20 protein-coding genes and 1 pseudogene are annotated in these 18,152 nt (G+C 28.9%); 17 read left to right on the top strand and 4 right to left on the bottom strand.

The window, feature by feature from the left end:
- Window positions 1–531 precede the first annotated feature (531 nt).
- The 3 genes from LQ611_RS09915 to LQ611_RS09905 all read left to right on the top strand — a co-directional run bounded on the left by LQ611_RS09915 (window position 532) and on the right by LQ611_RS09905 (window position 3,070).
- Window positions 532–1,170 (top strand): DUF4352 domain-containing protein, encoded by a 639-nt coding sequence (locus LQ611_RS09915; RefSeq protein ID WP_119475491.1) that lies wholly within the window; start codon window positions 532–534, stop codon window positions 1,168–1,170.
- Between the two features lie 519 nt (window positions 1,171–1,689).
- A complete protein-coding gene (locus LQ611_RS09910; protein WP_239709549.1) occupies window positions 1,690–2,361 on the top strand; it encodes a hypothetical protein in 672 nt (223 codons plus the stop codon).
- Window positions 2,362–2,464: 103 nt separating this feature from the next.
- Window positions 2,465–3,070: a hypothetical protein gene (locus LQ611_RS09905; RefSeq protein WP_107566118.1), complete on the top strand. Its 606-nt coding sequence runs from the start codon at window positions 2,465–2,467 to the stop codon at window positions 3,068–3,070.
- Between the two features lie 111 nt (window positions 3,071–3,181).
- On the opposite strand, the pseudogene LQ611_RS09900 reads toward LQ611_RS09905, so the two are convergent.
- Window positions 3,182–4,426, bottom strand: a pseudogene (locus tag LQ611_RS09900) (MFS transporter).
- Between the two features lie 162 nt (window positions 4,427–4,588).
- Window positions 4,589–5,209, bottom strand: coding sequence for a LysE family translocator (locus LQ611_RS09895; protein ID WP_107566117.1), 621 nt, complete (start codon window positions 5,207–5,209; stop codon window positions 4,589–4,591).
- Between the two features lie 126 nt (window positions 5,210–5,335).
- Between LQ611_RS09895 and LQ611_RS09890 the strand changes: the two genes are divergently transcribed.
- The 10 genes from LQ611_RS09890 to LQ611_RS09845 all read left to right on the top strand — a co-directional run bounded on the left by LQ611_RS09890 (window position 5,336) and on the right by LQ611_RS09845 (window position 12,691).
- A complete protein-coding gene (locus LQ611_RS09890) occupies window positions 5,336–5,485 on the top strand; it encodes a hypothetical protein (RefSeq protein WP_182476375.1) in 150 nt (49 codons plus the stop codon).
- Between the two features lie 363 nt (window positions 5,486–5,848).
- Window positions 5,849–6,103, top strand: coding sequence for an autorepressor SdpR family transcription factor (locus tag LQ611_RS09885; protein ID WP_049319759.1), 255 nt, complete (start codon window positions 5,849–5,851; stop codon window positions 6,101–6,103).
- Between the two features lie 17 nt (window positions 6,104–6,120).
- Window positions 6,121–6,768 (top strand): SdpI family protein, encoded by a 648-nt coding sequence (locus LQ611_RS09880; protein ID WP_239709546.1) that lies wholly within the window; start codon window positions 6,121–6,123, stop codon window positions 6,766–6,768.
- A gap of 122 nt (window positions 6,769–6,890) precedes the next feature.
- Window positions 6,891–7,244, top strand: a complete 354-nt coding sequence (locus LQ611_RS09875) for a hypothetical protein (protein WP_107566044.1) — start codon at window positions 6,891–6,893, stop codon at window positions 7,242–7,244.
- Between the two features lie 20 nt (window positions 7,245–7,264).
- Window positions 7,265–7,423, top strand: a complete 159-nt coding sequence (locus LQ611_RS09870; RefSeq protein WP_158011185.1) for a hypothetical protein — start codon at window positions 7,265–7,267, stop codon at window positions 7,421–7,423.
- 184 nt (window positions 7,424–7,607) lie between these two features.
- Window positions 7,608–8,537, top strand: coding sequence for a thermonuclease family protein (locus LQ611_RS09865; RefSeq protein WP_107596904.1), 930 nt, complete (start codon window positions 7,608–7,610; stop codon window positions 8,535–8,537).
- 452 nt (window positions 8,538–8,989) lie between these two features.
- A complete protein-coding gene (locus LQ611_RS09860) occupies window positions 8,990–9,583 on the top strand; it encodes a histidine phosphatase family protein (protein WP_107566046.1) in 594 nt (197 codons plus the stop codon).
- Window positions 9,584–9,594: 11 nt separating this feature from the next.
- Complete coding sequence (locus LQ611_RS09855) at window positions 9,595–10,062, top strand: GNAT family N-acetyltransferase (RefSeq protein ID WP_107566047.1); 468 nt, start codon at window positions 9,595–9,597, stop codon at window positions 10,060–10,062.
- A gap of 139 nt (window positions 10,063–10,201) precedes the next feature.
- Window positions 10,202–11,122 carry an AEC family transporter gene (locus LQ611_RS09850; protein WP_210136062.1) on the top strand — a complete coding sequence of 307 codons (921 nt, stop codon included), beginning with the start codon at window positions 10,202–10,204 and terminating at the stop codon, window positions 11,120–11,122.
- 171 nt (window positions 11,123–11,293) lie between these two features.
- Window positions 11,294–12,691: an MFS transporter gene (locus tag LQ611_RS09845; protein WP_107618194.1), complete on the top strand. Its 1,398-nt coding sequence runs from the start codon at window positions 11,294–11,296 to the stop codon at window positions 12,689–12,691.
- 728 nt (window positions 12,692–13,419) lie between these two features.
- Here the strand turns inward: LQ611_RS09845 and LQ611_RS09840 are convergent.
- Both LQ611_RS09840 and LQ611_RS09835 read right to left on the bottom strand, forming a co-directional pair.
- The gene (locus LQ611_RS09840; RefSeq protein ID WP_025904335.1) at window positions 13,420–13,668 is read right to left on the bottom strand and encodes a GlsB/YeaQ/YmgE family stress response membrane protein; all 249 of its coding nucleotides are present in this window, start codon (window positions 13,666–13,668) and stop codon (window positions 13,420–13,422) included.
- A gap of 116 nt (window positions 13,669–13,784) precedes the next feature.
- A complete protein-coding gene (locus LQ611_RS09835; protein ID WP_107566049.1) occupies window positions 13,785–13,979 on the bottom strand; it encodes a hypothetical protein in 195 nt (64 codons plus the stop codon).
- Window positions 13,980–14,037: 58 nt separating this feature from the next.
- Here LQ611_RS09835 and LQ611_RS09830 point away from each other — a divergent pair, with 58 nt between their 5' ends.
- The 4 genes from LQ611_RS09830 (at window position 14,038) to LQ611_RS09815 (ending at window position 18,090) form a co-directional block, all read left to right on the top strand.
- Complete coding sequence (locus tag LQ611_RS09830) at window positions 14,038–14,583, top strand: TcaA NTF2-like domain-containing protein (protein WP_107566050.1); 546 nt, start codon at window positions 14,038–14,040, stop codon at window positions 14,581–14,583.
- Between the two features lie 285 nt (window positions 14,584–14,868).
- Window positions 14,869–16,320, top strand: coding sequence for a formylglycine-generating enzyme family protein (locus tag LQ611_RS09825; RefSeq protein WP_107566191.1), 1,452 nt, complete (start codon window positions 14,869–14,871; stop codon window positions 16,318–16,320).
- Window positions 16,320–17,537, top strand: coding sequence for an MFS transporter (locus LQ611_RS09820; protein ID WP_107596634.1), 1,218 nt, complete (start codon window positions 16,320–16,322; stop codon window positions 17,535–17,537). Before LQ611_RS09825 ends, LQ611_RS09820 begins: the two co-directional genes overlap by 1 nt.
- Before the next feature lie 334 nt (window positions 17,538–17,871).
- Window positions 17,872–18,090, top strand: a complete 219-nt coding sequence (locus LQ611_RS09815; RefSeq protein ID WP_107566155.1) for a hypothetical protein — start codon at window positions 17,872–17,874, stop codon at window positions 18,088–18,090.
- Window positions 18,091–18,152: the final 62 nt, after the last annotated feature.

Genomic DNA, 18,152 nt, shown 5'->3' with positions numbered 1-18,152 from the left:
TGTAATTCAGGTGCAGTTATTGAACAATCTAGTAGTTGCTTAGGTTGTTTAGTAGGGGTTAGTATTGTATTTGTCTTGATGGTTATTTTGGGTTCAATAGTATCTGGTAGTTTTAAAAGTAGTCCTTTTAGTACTACATTTTCTATAATGTTTTCTCTTTTAATACCAGCATTCTTTTTCTACATAAATATTAAGTTTGGTTATTCTCTATATTGCAAATCATGTGAACTACATTTTAAACCTAATAAAAAATAGTAATATAAAACTTATATTTATAATATACATTATTCTATTTGAGCAATTTTAAAATTCTAATAACAGTAATAAGAAAATCGTTTCGAAACAACTAATATCATCGTGTGATATTGGTTGTTTTTTATGAAAAAATTTAATAGGGATTCACTGACTATATATGAATTTTAATGTTTTTAATAATAATGAATAGTAAATGTTGAAAATACAATTTAGTCCTATTAAAATTGTAAAAAATAGGTATTGTAGATTGTATATAGGTTAAAGGAGCAATGTGGAATGGATAAGGGAAATCAAAAGATTGAAAGAGGAAATGGTTGGCTTTACGCACTTTTAAGTTGTTTAGGTGTAGTTATCACTGCACTCACAATTGTTGGTGTGATTATAATTTTTTTATTCATTGCTATTGATGATGAGATTGATGAAAAAGAAGAATTGCATAAAGCGCGTAAACAAATTTCGAATAATATTTATAAATTAGGCGATACGGTTGAGGATGATGGAGTAGAAATAACATTGGTTAAAGCTGAATTTGTAAAGCCTACTGATGATCTAGACTTTCCACCGAACAATGGTAAAGCTTTGAAAGTTTATTTCAAATTTAAGAATAATAATGATGCACAAGTACGAATTCAAAATGATGGTTTTACCATGAAAGTTAATGGAGAAAACTATCAAGAATGGTTTGGTAATAGTGATAGGGCAGTTGGTTTCTCACATCAACTAAATAAAGACAATACAGGTTCTGGGTATATCGTATATGATGTACCTGATAATGATAAATATACTTTGGAAATGAACTTTATGCCAAATATTGAGCCGACTCAAGCAAAATGGGAAATTAATAGTTCGAGTATTTCTACGGTGAATAACACATCTAATAAATATACTGTAGAATCTTCTGATATTAAACCATAGTAGAAGATTATAAGGAAAGTACATTAGATATTTATAAGTATAGAGAACATGAAAAGAAAGATGACGGTAGTTGGGTATTTGCATTTTATACTAAAGATGATGATTTTGCAGATTCATATATAGTAGATGAAGATGTTGTAGAAGAATAAATTGAATTTGTAAATTTAATAAAAAGTGAGCAAGTTAGAGAGAGGATGGCTAATTTCTTATACAGGGTGATGTCTATGGTTATAGTTGTTACTCCTAGAAAAAACAGCATGTCGGACTATTAGCTTTTAATAATAGTATTTACTGTCATTGCTTTAGTCATGATTAAAGAAAATCAAAAAACATCACTAACTTTGACCGAGTTTGATGGTTATTTAAGCATTTATACAAAGTCACCGTCTTTTTAACATACTCACTTGGGTGATGCACAATATGTTTATCACCTTTTTCTATATAAAAAGTATATACTAATCAAGTGTAATTAGATTATAATCAAGTTAATAACATTTTACTTATATTAGGGGGAGAAATATGAAAAAGCTAATTGTTTTATTATTATCATCATTACTAGTATTAGGAGCATGTGGAGAGAAAAAAGAAGAATCAATTTTAGATCCTGCACCAAAAGATGAGAAAAAAGACAAGAAAGAAACTAAAAAAGAAGATAAAGAAAAGAATGATTCAAAAGACAAAGAAACAACTAAGGAATCAGACTCTAAAACAGAAGAAGAGTCTACTGAAGAAAATATAACTAATGAGCAAGAATCTCCAAACGAACAAGAGTCAACTAGCACAATTGATTATAATAATATAACTGATAGAAATTCATTAGTTCAAATTTTGAATGGTAATTATACTGAAGAGCAGAAAATTATTGCATACAATAGTGCAGTTTCAAATGGTGTTATCCCTCAAGGTAATGTACTTGAAGGGCCAGCACAAGCTGCGTATGAAAGTTCATTAAGAGTTGAAAGTGGACAAGAAAAATCTATTTATGACGAACAAGCTAATGAAGATGAAGAAGAAACTTATGATTATGAGAATAATGGTGTATACAGAACTCCTGAAGAACAAGATGCACATGAAGAATGGGTAAATGGACAGGACGAATGGAATAATGCAACCGAAGCTGAAAAAGAAGAAATTATGAAACGAGACGTTGAAAAATATGGAAATGAATATGATTCAGCTGATTATGAATAATAGGTTTTCGCTAAAAACATAAAAAATAATCAGTACTAACTTTGACCCGATTTTGAAATTATTTAATAGCTCTTTATGAGGTAATCTATAGGAGGTGTTACTTTTGACAAATAAAGCATATGTTGAATTTTATATTGATTGGTATTGTATGTTTCATGACTTGTATGAATATGAAGTAAACCTCGGATCAGGCTTATATGGAGATTTTAGAAAAGAATTTCAACCATATTTTCGCATGATTCGAAATGATGGAGAGCATACTAGTTTTTTTGGTGTTAATAAAGATCAGTCAGAAGAACGGGTAAAGAAAATAAAAAGTAATACTAATCATTGTTTATATGAGTTGTATCACATGTTAAAAGGCAAAAAAGTATATGATTTATTATTTGACCCAAAAGAACATTTTATTGAATTCCAAAGTAACCAACCAAGTTATTGTAATAACGTATTATATGATTTAGTAAAAGATTATTTCAATAGCGAACCTTATTATCCTTATTCTGAGATACTGAATGTACCAGTAACAGATGCAGATCAAGAAATCATTGATGCGTATAGAAAAGTTTTTGCAGGGGGAGATGTAAAGACTTATCTTTCCATAGATGAACATACAAATAGAACATATGAATTACGTATTACTTTAGATAAAGAAGAAGAGAGCCGTCAGAAAATTGAATCCTATGAAAAGGAAAATAATATTTTATTATAAATGCTTTCCCAACTCTAGATACTAGAGTAATTGAATAATAAAATGAATGTTTACGTCTAATAAAAAGTCCTAGCTATTTAATTAGCCAGGACTTTACTTATATTTAAAAAACTACTTTTGTTTTTGAAGTATGACAATTGGGATTAATATTAATGAGAGTATGCCACCCCATATAGAAAGGAATGCATAGCTACTATTTGCTACTATCATACCTGATATTGCACCTCCTGTTGCTCCGGAAAGTGCGATGAATATATCGATTTTACCTTGTATTTTTGCTCTGTTATTTGGTGTAGTGGAATTTACTATTTGGGTTGTTCCACTAATAAGTCCAAAATTCCATCCGATCCCTAATAATGAAAGTGCTATTGAAAGTGCAATAATGGAGTGTTCAGGTGCTGATGCAGCTAGTATTCCTGATGCTAATAATGTAATAGCTGATGCGATACTCATTTTTGTCACACCAATTTTATCTACTAATGTTCCAGTTATAAGTAAAGGTAAGTACATTGAACCGATGTGAATACCGATAACCATTCCGATTGATGATAACGAATGTCCATTATATTGCATATGAATAGGTGTCATTGTCATTATTGCGATCATAATCATTTGCGTTAAAATCATTACAAATGCACCAATCATAATACCTTTCTGATTGTTATTTAATGGTGAAGTAAGATCATTTTTATGATTACTTCTCATATATTTCGACACTAAATATGGGTCAGGTCTTAACATTATAAATAAAATTGTACCAGCAATAATATAGGAAGCTGCTGCGAGTATAAATGGGCCGGATAATGGTGGTAAATTGATAAGTTTTGCAAAATTACCGGTCGTTTCTGCTAAGTTAGGTCCTAATACTGCACCAAAAGTAGTCATAACCATTGTGGTACTAATTGCTTTACCTCTTTGTTTAGGTTGAGCTAAATCTGTACCTGCATATCTAGCTTGAAGATTACTTGCAGAACCTGATCCATAAATTAGTAATGATATAAATAGTAACCAAATATTTTCAGTTATAGCTGAAATAATAACGCCGATTGCGCCAAGTCCATCTAAAGCAAAGCCAAAGGATAATCCTATTCTTCTCCCATATCTTTGAGAAAATAGCCCTACTAAATATGCTGCACCAGCTGAACCAAATGTGAATAAAGCAGTGGGGATCCCTGTGTATGCATCTGTACCTAATATATCTTTAGCTATTAAAGCACCTACTGTTAAACCAGCAGCTAAACCAGCACCTCCAAACACTTGTTATAAGCTAACAATAAAGAGTATTTTTTTATAATACTTTTGACGTTCCTCTAAATTAGTGCTTAAAAGTTCTATATATTTATTATGTTTATTCATCGCTTTCCTCCTTTATTAAAAGGTTGGTGAAATATATACTTTTTTTAAAATTATATATCAATGTTAACAATTAGGATATAGATTAATTAAAAAGTATTAGGTGTATCAAAAAAAGACAAGAAAACTGTTATTAGCAGAATTCTTGTCTAGGTATAGAGTTAATTATTTCTCCAATCTAAATATACTGATGGCTAAGCCGATTAAGACGGTGCCTATTGCATAGTCGAGGATGGATTTGAATTTGTGATTATTAAATAATTGTCTTATGTAGTTAAATAGAAAGCTACAGATAAAGAACCACACAAATACTGTGATGATAAATAAAGAGGATAGAATGATTATTGTCATTGATCCATCTTGTTTTGTAATAAATTGAGGTAATATACTCACATAAAATAGTATTGCTTTTGGATTAAAAATTGTACTTAAAAATCCTTGTTTATATGATGATGTCAGACTAATATTCGTCTGTATTGTAGGTTCAGTTGTAATGTGAAAAGTCTTTTTAGCGTTTAAAATGGTCTTAACGCCTAAATAAGCAATGTAAACAGAACCTAATATTTTGATAGCACTAAAAACATAATATGATGTTGTTAATATAAAAATTAATCCAAATGCTGCTAAAGCTGAATAAAAAACATGTGCACTCGATATACCTAAGCCAGCCATAATGCCATTTTTAGCATTTCCTTTTAAAGTATTATTCAATACAATGAAGAAATCTGGTCCCGGAATAATAATGATCATTAATGCAATAACTACGAAACTTAACCAATTATCCATATATGCAACACCTCTTATTGATGATTTGTTTTAAATAATATAACAAAGAAATATTAAAATAACTATACTATTTTATAATTAAGTGGTATATTCGACTGAAATTAATAATTATTTTAGGAGTATTATATGAATTTTGGTAAATATAGAGTGGATTCAACCTGGTTAAGTATGATTGTTGGAGTTGGATTTGTATCATTATTTGCACCATTTATGTGGTTTTCTGTTTTAGCATTAGTATATTTCGCATACAGAAGAGGTGCTATTGAAAAAGATTAATGTTTGTAGGTAAAACTAGTTATGACAGTATGACTAGTTTTTATATTAAATTTAAAAGGAAGTTTAACAAAGAACCTAAAGTTAATAAAATTCCTAAAGCAAATATAAATATATTGAAGATACTTTTGCCTTCCCAGATAAATATGATAATGCTTATAAGTATTAGCGTAATGCCACATATTAAGTACATAGTGCCTCCGTCTGATTTAACAGATTGAATGTTTTTTTGAATATCATTATTTTATCATAAACTTTTAATTAAATAGTCTTTAAACTTACGAAGTTGACATATAAATTTTTTTATTATAACATTTAAGTAGTTACTTAAATGATTAAATGATGATAAAGAAAAAGGTGTGATTTATGAAAGATATTTTTAAAGCTTTATCAGATGAAACAAGAAGAGAAATCTTAGAAATGTTAAAGGATGAAAAGATGACTGCTAGTGATATCGCAAGTCATTTCGATATGAGCCAAGCTAGTGTTTCGCAACATTTGAAAATACTTAGACTGAATGACTTAATTTATTCTGAAAGACAAGGAAAGTATATATATTATCACTTAAACTTATCTGTTTTTGAGGAAGTCATTAAATGGGTGATTCAGTTTAAAAACTAAATGAGAGGGTTTTTGAAGTGAAAGAAATATATAAACAATCTAAACTCAGTATATTTATTATTTGTATTGCTATTATTACATGGATTATAGCAATTCCGTTTCTACCTCATGATGTTCCAATGCAATATAATGCAAATGGAGAAATAAATTGGTCAGCTAATAAATTTGTAGCAGCTATTGTAATGATTGGTATTATGTTGTTTAGTTATATCATCACAAATTTAAAAATTGTTAAAGATAAAGATCAACGCAAATTTTCTAATATAAAATCTTTAAATGATTTACTCAATCCTTTAGTTCAAGGATTTATATATGTCATTACGTTAATTGTAATAAGTAATGGACTAGGGTATGAAATCTCAGCCAATTTTATAATACCAGTTTTAGTTGGTGTACTTCTGATTATAATAGGTAATTATTTACCTAAAGTACCGAAAAATAATACATTGGGGATTAAAAATAAGTGGACGAAAGCTAGTGAATATGTATGGAAGAAGACGCATAGATTTACAGCTTTAATTTATATAATAGTTGGACTCATGATGTTTGTTCTAGGTTTATTACACATGATTAACACTGTTGTAACGATTACTTTAATTGTAATTCTTGTATTAATACCATTACTTTATTCTTGGTACACATATCAAATCTTATCTAAAAATTAATTTAAATATTTGAAGGGTAATGTGTTTCGACATGTTGCCCTTATTTCATAAGTATATTACTATTATCCATAACTATTGTTATTTATTAATTATGGAATTAATTAAAATACTAAGGTGATTAAATGAAAGCATTCTTATTGTTGATGGCATTTATTGTTGAAGGTTTACTGATATTACTAGGAGTAGGCTTTGATCTTTATACTGGGCATCTTGGTATTAGAGATGCATTTTATGATTCATGGATTACGAGTCACTTACATACGAAGCGAAATGCTGTAGGTACGTTAACTGCAGTGGCTTTTGCTTATCTTTCTTTAATGACATTGTTTATTATCGTACATATTGTTTATAGAGATAAGGGAGAAAAAATTAAAATAATGTCTGCTTTATTTATTTTAGGCACTATGGCTTATGCATTTTATATATTTATAAAAGGTATCAACTATCTAGTTGAATTTGCTTCTGTACATTTATAAATTAAGATAGGAGGCGTCATATGGGTAAAGAAAATAAAAAACATAAAGCTGATAAATTATCTTTTGGAGATTTTTTAGAAGGGTTCTTTTATATAGGAGATATTATCAGAGCAATATTTGTTACAATTCCAAGAGCTATAGGCTGGATATTTAGAATGATTTTTCGATTATTTGACTAAAAACATCGTAAAGGTGTTTTTATTTTTTTGATTTGAATCCATTGAATATTTTTTATTTATAAATGCTATTAATATAATCTTTTAAGGTAAGGTAATTTAATCGAACAAGATAATAAAAATTTACGATAAATTTTTGTGAATTTAGTATAATTAACAAGTGAATATTTAAGTAGGAGTAAGTGTTATGAAAAAGATTATATTGTTATGTGTAAGTATTTTATTCTTAGCAACTATTGAAAGTGGATGTAGTAATGTAAGTATTGATAATAGTGAAAAAGAAAAAGTAAAACAGGAGAATACAGCATTAAAAAGTAAACAAAAAGAATTAGAAGAGACAAATAAAATGCTGAAGGAAAAAGTAGAGAACTCCGAGAAAAATTCAAATAATAATGAGAAATCTAGTCAAAATGGTACTCAAGAAAAAACATACAAACCAGGTACAACTGACAGAATTCCAGTTGAGTTAGCGGGTACAGTTGATGGAGATACTGCGAAATTTATTTATAATGGCAGCCAACAATCATTTAGATTTTTACTAATTGACACACCTGAAACGAAACATCCAAGATTAGGTAAGCAACCATTTGGACAAGAAGCATCAGATAGAACAAAAGAATTGTTAACGAATGCAAAGAAAATCGAAGTAGAGTTTGATGTAGGTGGACAAACAGATAAATATCAACGTTATTTAGCATATATATATGTAGATGGTAAAATGCTTAATGAAATATTGGTGAGAGAAGGATTAGCTAAAGTAGCATATGTATATCCGCCAAATACAAGATATTTAGATCAATTAGAAAGTGCACAAGAAAAAGCAAAAGAAGAAAAATTAGGTATTTGGAGTTTAGGAAGTGCATTTGAAGATAATCAAGCAAGCACACAACAATCTACAACTAATCAACCAGCATCAAATAATACTCAAAGTTCAAATGGAGCAGGAAATTCTGCAACACAAACACCAAAAAATACTTCTCAAAATGCAGGATCAGAATATTATCCAAATTGTACAGCACTTAGAAAAGTATATCCAAATGGCGTACCTAGTACACATCCAGCATACAATGGTAAACTAGATAGAGACAAAGATAACTTTGCATGTGAAGCAAATTAAATTTATTTTATTTATCTTAGTTAAAGGAGATTATTATGAATAATAAAATTATATTTTTTATCTTAAGATTATTAATCTATTTCTTAGCTATTTGGGGATGTAATACTTTAACTAGTTATTTGGAATTGGGATATGTTTGGAGTTTAGTTGTACTATTAATCGTAATGATTTTCGTTAGTATAGTTGTTGAAACGGTATCCATTAGAATTAGAAAAAATAGATAAATAACCACACTAAAAACCCCCCTTATTTTCCGAGAATAAGGGGGTTTGGTGTTGTCCATGATGGAAGCTATCATGGTTGTATTGTATGGAAATATTATACAATATTGATAAGTCCAATTCAAAAGTTTTCTTCACAATTTTCAATGTATATTTACTGAAATTTAGCGTGTTATGTACCGTTATAAGTGATACAATAGATTTTAAATTATTTAATGTGAGGTTTGAATGATGACAAATGTATATTTTTTAAGACATGGTGAAACGGATTGGAATTTGGAAGGTAGAACGCAAGGCAGAACGGATATTCCTTTGAATCGTAATGGCGAATTACAAGCTAACGAAAGTGGTGTAGCTTTAAAGGATAAAAAGATTGATGTGATTATTACGAGTCCTTTAAAAAGAGCTAAAAAAACTGCCGAAATCGTTCAAGAACAATTGAATGTAGATTTGATTGAGAGAGAAGCGTTTATTGAATTATCGTTTGGTGATGCTGAAGGTATGACGCTTGCTGAAAAACTCGAACGATTCCCAAATCGAATATATCCTAATAGTGAAGATGGGGCTAGTATCGAGCATAGATTCGTAAATGGATTGTCTGAATTACATGAAAAATATCCAAATCAAAATGTAGTAGTTGTATCTCATGGTGCCTTTATTAATGCCATATTATATCATTATTCAAATGGAGAAACAGGGACAGGAAAAATTAAACTTACAAACGGTAGCATATCGTCGTTAAAAATATCAGACGATAAAGTAGAAATATTAGAATGTAATCAAGTAAATCACTTGTCTCAATATAAGAAAATTGGTGAGATATAAAGGATGATTGTATGAAAATTAGAATGTTCGATTCAAAAGATGCAAAAGCAGTTAGTGAAATGATTATTCACACATTGAGAACAACCAATGTAAAAGATGAACCAGTTGAAGAGATAGAAAAAGTTGTGAGTAGCATGACACCTGAAGCAATAATTGAAAGAGCAAGTTTTACAAATTTTTATATATTTGAAGAAAATAATCAAATAATAGCAACAGGTGCAATTGGACCGTATTGGGGTAGCCAAACTGAAAGTAGCTTGTTTACCATTTTTGTATCACCAGATCATCAAGGAAGAGGTATTGGTAAGTTCATAATAGAAACCCTTGAAAATGACTATTATTATAAACGTGCACAACGTATAGAAATTCCAGCATCAGTTACAGCAGTAGAGTTCTATAAAAAGTATGGTTATGATTTCAAGAATGGTATCAAATTTCAAGATGCTGAAGGTATTTATAGAATGGAAAAATTTAAATAAAACTACCTAAGCTTTAGTTATCTATATTTCTATATTCATAACTTAAACTTATCATTCAAAATACTAAATTTGTCATATTTATTATGATTCATTTGTGATAGCTTGAATATAAGAGAAATATAGAGAGAAAGAGGATATTATGTTTGTTTTCATTTTAACGGAAGTGTTATTACCGCTTCTTATTTTAATTTTTGTTGGGTTTTTATTACAGAGAAAGTTTGCATTTAATTTAAAACATTTTTCTACACTTATTACTTATTGTTTAATGCCTGTTGCGGTTTTTGCGAATATTTATGATATTACAATTCAGATGGATTTGTTGTTAAAGGTTCTATATTATATTGTAGCTTATAGTTTAGTAATGATCTTGATTGGTAATTTATTTGCTAAAGTATTGAATCTTCAAAAAGGTGAGAGTGCTGCTTTAAAGAATAGTATCTCTTTGATGAATTCCGGGAACTATGGTTTGCCGGTCAGTCAATTAATCTTTAGTCAAAATCCTATTGGTGTTGCTGTACAAATCTTCGTGCTTATTTTCCAAAATCTACTTACGTATTCTTATGGTATGTATAATTTACTTTCCACTACTAAAAGTTTAAAAGATATTTTCATTTCTTTTTTGAAACTACCTGTTTTTCATGCACTGATTTTAGGTATTATATTTCAAGTAGGGCATATTAAATTATCTCAAGTGTTTCTTATTCCTATCCATCAAATTTCAGATAGTTTTGCGCCAATTGCTTTAATTTTATTAGGTGCTCAATTAGCGCATATTAAATTGAAATTATTGCATAGAGCGATTATGGGATCGTTGATTGGTAGGTTGATAATTGGACCACTTATTGCACTTAGTTTAATTTATTTATTCCATATTGATGGCGCTATTGCACAATCGTTATTTATAGCTAGTGCATTTCCAACTTCAAGAAATACGTCAACGATTGCTTTTGAATATGATGTGGAACCAGAACTACATGCTCAAATTGTATTATTCTCCACATTATTAAGTTCAGTCACAGTATCAATCGTCATTTATTTGTCATATATACTATTTACTTAAGGAAAAAATCATTTGAATTTATAATGTCCATGCTTACTAAGATGTAAGCGTGGACATTTTTTGTTTGTATACCATTAGATGAAAAGTGTATATTATTATATTTAAATATTAAGTTGACACTATAAAAAAGTGAGCGTATACTCTTTAAACATGAAAAGGAGCTGTATACGTTTGAAGTTTAATAAAAAGAAAATCAACGTCGTAGATATCGGTATGGCAAAGAAAAGTGTGTTTGCTACTGGTATTGGTAATGCAATGGAATGGTTTGACTTTGCACTATATTCTTACCTTGCAGTTATCATTAGTAAGAATTTCTTCAGTCCAGTTCAAAATGATGAATTAAAATTAATTTTCACTTTTGCAACATTTGCGATAGCATTCTTACTTAGACCAGTGGGCGGAATCGTCTTTGGTAAAATAGGTGACAAGCTAGGTAGAAAAGTTGTCTTAACATTTACTATTATTATGATGGCAATTTCTACTTTGATTATTGGACTATTACCTACATATGATCAAATCGGAGTTTGGGCACCAATTTTATTATTGCTAGCTCGTATTTTACAAGGTTTCTCAGTAGGTGGGGAATATGCTGGTGCGATGGTTTATATCGCAGAGTCTTCACCGGATAATAAAAGAATTAGATTAGGTAGTGGATTAGAAATTGGTACTTTAACTGGTTATATTGTGGCATCTATCCTTGTTACAGTATTGTTCTGGACACTATCAGACGCTCAAATGAATTCTTGGGGTTGGAGAATTCCATTCTTCTTAAGCGCGCCAATTGGATTGATTGGTCTTTATTTGAGAACGCATTTAGAAGAAACGCCAATTTTTGAAAATGATATCGCTGATCAAAAAGATCAACTGAGCGTTATTGAAATTATAAAACAATATAAAAAAGATATCTTATTATGTATTGTGTTTGTAGCCTTCTTTAATATTACAAACTATGTATTATTAGGTTACATGCCTTCATATCTAGATGAAACAGTTGGTATTAGTGATCGTATTAGTACACCGATAACAGCGATTGTATTACTGATTATGGTACCGTTCGCACTTACATTTGGTAGACTTGGCGACAAAATAGGTAATAAGAAAGTAATTTCATTCGGTCTAATCTTAGGTATATTAGTATCTGTTGTTTCATTCCAATTCTTAAACATTGGGGGACTAGGATTCTTATTCCTTGGATTACTATTGTTAGGTATCGTATTATCAGTTTACGAAGGTACAATGCCAGGTTCATTACCAACATTGTTCCATACAGATATTCGTTACAGAACATTATCATGGACATTTAATATTTCAGTTTCGTTATTTGGTGGTACAACACCATTAGTAGCTTCATGGTTAGTACACGTGACAGGTAATAATTTAGCACCTGCATTCTATTTATTGGGTGTGAGTATTATTGGTCTGATTGTTGTCTTAACATTATTTGAAGATACTTCTAAAAAATCATTAAAAGGATCTTATCCAACTGTAGCATCGAAAAAAGAATTTGTTCATGCTGTAGAAAATCCGAAAGATTCATTATGGTGGCATAACGAAAGTACAAAATCATAATTTACATTAAAGAGTCTGGGACTGAAAAGTTCTAGACTCTTTTTCATATTTTTAGAAATATGAGGGTCAACATTGCAAGTGAGGTGCGACAAGCAACATAGACGATCCCTATGTTGCAAGACAGCCCAAACAAGCAACATAGAAACTCACGTTTACATTGATTTTTCCTTATAAAAAAGACCGGGACATAATGCTATGTCTCAGTCTCTTGTAGTATCTTATCAGTAGATGTCTTAATTGAAATACGCTTGTACTAAGTTTTTTCAACTCTAGTGATCCTTGCCGGGGCGGGACTACGAAATCTTTTTGTTATATGTGTAATGAAAGACTTAATTGGGTAAAGTAGTGAAGAAGTAATAGTAAATGATATATTGTAAGAGGAGCTGATAAGGATGGGAAACATAGTAAAACGTATTTTAAGATATGTTGGTACAGTTTTAATTATGAGACTTATAAGAAATCTTTTTAGTAAAGGTTCTAATAAACGTTAAAGAATCATGAATTTCTTTAGATTATTATTAAAATAATGTTTAGAGTTTATATACGTCGGGTATTTTATTATTACAAAGCTATTTACCTAGAGTGGTTTTGAAAATATTTATTCGTATATGACATAAGCACCGCACAATTTTGTGTGGTGCTTTTATTTGTTAAATATATCTGTATCAAAAAAGAAGCATATCACAAAATTAATTAAGTGATATGCTTCTTTATATTTATTGTACTTTCTATTTTTTAATTGCTTTTAAAATGAATGAAAGTACTAAGATTAAGATGATTGAACCGATTAATGCTGGAATAATTGCAATTCCACCTATTACTGGTCCCATATCTCCTAATAATTTACCACCAATTGCTGAACCAATAATACCTGCGATAATATTACCAATAATACCGCCTGGAATATCTTTACCTAAAATAACACCTGCTAGCCAGCCGATTAAACCGCCGACGATTAACATTAATATAAAGCCCATATATAACCTCCTACTTTTACACTTCTTTATATATATCCAAAGTGAAGATACGTTAAACACTTATAAAGAAAATTATTGGTAAAATTAAACAATAATTGTAGTAAATAGTTGGTTTTTTAAAATATTGGTATTATTTTATGAGCTTCTAGGATATCTTTAGTCCAAAAATATTGTTTGCCTTGTCCTGTATATGCTGGTACTAAAACATCATTTCTAATACAGGCATAGAACCATTCTGGATCGACACTACTATATAATAAAGTTTGGTATTCAATAAAATCTGATTTCCAGTTTATATTAAGTTCTTTCATAACTATACACTCCATAAATATTAAGCTTTATGACCTGCAATTAAGTTTTTTCGTTTATGTGAATGGTGTTCAAACAAAGTATGAAGAAAAACGTGTATATGGACCATACCCATCTAATAGATCTATTTCTGTATATGCTGAGGGTAAATATAAAGGTAAAACTTTAAAGTCTAATACGGTTAAAGTTAAAGAAAATAAAGATATCAATAATCAAAATATAACTTTAGAATTTGATACAACGAAGATAGATGAAATGGTTAAAAAAGATAGAGAAATAGAAAACGAAGCTAAGGCATTTATGGACGACTATACCAAAGACTTAAATAAAGCCTATAAAGAAGTTGAGTTTAAGCATGTAGAAAAGTATTTTGAACCTAATTCTAGCTTGTCTAATCATATTAAATCTATGGTAGACAGTAAAAATAAATCTAAGTACACTATGCCGACATATACAGGCTATAAAAAAGATGGTTCAAAGATATATATTGAATTAGTTAAAAAAGATAAGTCTAATAATCCGATTAAATCACAATATGAATTAGCGTATGATCATAAAGATAAGTCATTTAAAATCGTATCATATGGTGATATTCAAAAAACATAAGTTAGTAAAAGGATTAATAATTCACTGAATGTATTTTAAAAATTGGAAATTTTCTGATAAAATAGTGTGTTTTTTTATTTATTGATGATATAATAATAATCGTACATATATTTAATTTCAGGAGGCGATAAATATGAAAACTTTAGAACGTGATTGGAAAGAAAGTATTTTTGAACCTGTACTTAATGTAAGTAATGACAAATGGGATTAAATTCAATAAACAAAAGTCTTATAGAATATATTCTATAAGACTTTTGTTTATTGAATTTAGAAAGGATGAATAAAATGATATATACATCTAATGATAATTTAGAAATTTACAATGAAGACATGGAAGAATTATTTAAAATTGATAACTTGCTCAAAAATTTAAACTTAAGAGATAAGAAAGAAACTGAAAATACCATCCATACTGTATTAGATATATCTAGTAAAATACGACATTTTGCAGTGGCTGAACAATTATTTGGAATGGCTATTGGATTTAAAAATAGTTATGTAAGGTCAAAATTAATAGATTTTGTTAAAAGTTGGTTGCCTTATCCTTCAGCAATTGAAACAATAATTAGGCTAACTCATGATCCAGACGATCTTGTTTCTTTTAAAGCTATGAGTATTTGTGGTGAAGAAAAAATAGAATTATCAGTAAAATATTTATCAGATATTGTTGGAGATATTACGGAAAGAAACACACCTAGAAAGCCTGTAGGTTTAGGTGCCCAAATAGTAATACATAATTTACTGAAAATCTATGGAGCAAAAAATGAAGAAGAACTATCATATAAAAAAGCATATTTTGAAAAACATTTAAAATTTATGAATCATTATGAAAACAAAGTAGATATTTCTGCAGTAATTAAAGATGAGTTTAAATCTTTAAATGAAGAAAATATGATTTATATAGAAGAGGGTTTCTTTAATTATGGTATAAGTGAAAATGATATTAAAGAAAAAGATTTTGCTTGGACAGACAATGCTCCTAGTACTAAAGTTTGGTTACCTGCCTATTATATAGATAAATACCCAGTGACTAATGAGGAATATGATGAATTTTGTGAATTTGTAGAAAAATATGGACATATTTTTTGTCATCCAAATGAACCGAAAAATAAAAATCACAGAAGAAATACTTACTATGATTCTAAATATAAACCTGATCATCCTGTATCTGGGATTGATTTTTATGATGCTTATGCCTACGCTAGATGGAAAGGAAAAACTCTTCCATCTGAATTTCAATGGGAAAAAGCTGCTAAAGGAAATTCTGTAACAAAGTGGCCTTGGGGCAATGATTTTGATGGTAGCAAAGTACGTTATTCAGGAACTCTTTTTGAAAAAAAACCAGATTCTATATCAGAATGGCATGATAGATTAATAGATGTATATTATAACCAAGATATAGAACTCTCAGAAAGTATTAGTATAGAAAGAAATGTTTCGAGTTATGGAGTTCATAATATGCTTGGAGGTAATTGGGAATGGACCAAGAGTGATTACTTTTCCAAGAGAATGTTCCATCCTTCTTATAATCATAATCATGATAAATTAAATCAATTCGGAGTTTTAAAGGGAGGATCTTTTTATTCACATCAAGAGCTAATGTATCCGGCATTTAGAGGGAAAGATATACCGTATTGTAGGCATGATGAAATGGGATTTAGATGCGTTAAAGAAATTCCATTACCATTATTGAGAAAAGAAAATAAAAAACCTATTGAAAATAAGGCAATCTACTAATGTTTTACAATTTAAGTTTTTATTCGTTATTAGTAACGCAACTTGCCACTAATTTAGCTTTTTCTTTCTATACAATGGCAATTACTTATTATGTATATACACTAACTAATTCAGTCTTTTTTTCAAGTCTAATAACTTTTATTAGTGTTGGTTCAAAAATTCTTTCAGGGTTAAGTATAAGTATTATAACTGAAAAAATTAAAGTAAAAAACCTTTTATTATTTAATGCAGTGTTTCAAATACTATGCATGATAATACTCCTGATAAGTATAAATAATAATGTCAACATGATTATTGTTTATATAATAATCATGTTTCTATCCTTTTCAAATGGTATTTTCACTCCACTGAAATCAAGAATACTGAAAGAAAATCTTGATAGTAATGAAATGGCAAAAGGTCTGTCTCTCATTACGAGTTTAGATCAGATACTGCTATTTTCAGGATGGATATTAGGAGCATGGATTATCTCATTGATTGGTAATAATAACCTTTTATTACTTTCTTTAATATTACTTTCATTAGCTTTTATTGCAATTATTAATATAAAAATTAAAAATGAAAAGGAAGAACTACAAGGTAAAAATCCGATTATAACAATTATGAATTCTTTTTCGGTTTTAAAAGGTATCCCTGTAATTAGAGTTTTAATTATCATTGAGTGTTTAGAAGTTTTGATGGGTTCTATTTGGATAGGATCCGTGACATTAAAATTTGTTCAAGTACATTTAAAGCATGATGTAACATGGTGGGGATATGTTAATGCTAGTTACTACTTAGGCACTATATTAGGCGCTTTTATTGTAATAAAATATGCTGAATTCTTTAACAAACGACCTATCCAAAAGATTACTATTTTTATGTTTATATATGGAATTTTATTGATTCTATATTCTTTTAATATAATTGATGTAATTGCATTAGTACTAGTGGTGCTAATCGGTCCAGTTTTACAAATAAAAGATATTATTCAGGAAACTTACTTTATAAATAAAATTAATGAAAAAGATATGATTAAGATCACAGGTTTAAAGAATTCACTTGTGCAACTTTCTTTTCTATTTTCTATATTACTAGTTGGTTATATAACTGAATATATAGCTATACAGTATATTTATACTATTTCAGGTGTGTTAACTTGTTTAATAGCAATTATGTTTTCTAGGTATATGTATACTAAAAATATAAACTTAGAAAAAAGTGATATAAAAACATAGATTATATAAAATTTGATATAATCTTGTTCATTTCAAACAAATCTTCTTTAACTATATTGAACTAGCAAAAAAGAATAAATCGAAAAATCCGATTAAATCACAATATGAATTAGTGTAGCATCATAAAAATAAATTACTAAAAATCGTATCAAATGGTGATATATAATTGACTAGCATGATAAAAGGAAAAATGAATGCTATGATTTACCTACCTGTGTAATAAACATAGGTAGTTTTTTTGTATTTCAACCAACAAATAGTTAATAATAATTTACAATATGTGTGTTTGTGTGTTACAATATGTTTGTAGTTAAAAACAGGAAGGAGTGAAAAAATGAATACGCAGGCATTGAAGTTTGTATATAACAATAAGATTTATACACTGACTAAGCATAACATTGGTAAAGGTTATACCTGTATTGTCGTTTTTGAAAATGGTGTTTTTCTAGGATTATTAGATCTACCTGTAAATGAGCAGATAGAAAACGTGTTACTCGATACCGCTTCAAAAATAAAAAAAGACGCAACGTTTTTAGAAAAAACGCACGCCTAAATCGAAAGTTTTTAAAAGTGCTTGTGAACTAAGTTATCACCTTAAAAACTGGTGGAATGAGG

The organism is Mammaliicoccus sp. L-M44, assembly GCF_022386355.1.
In the GTDB taxonomy this organism is placed as follows: Bacteria; Bacillota; Bacilli; order Staphylococcales; family Staphylococcaceae; genus Mammaliicoccus; species Mammaliicoccus sciuri_A.
Note: the sequence above shows the minus strand (reverse complement) of the source record. Positions and strands in the feature narration are given on the sequence as shown.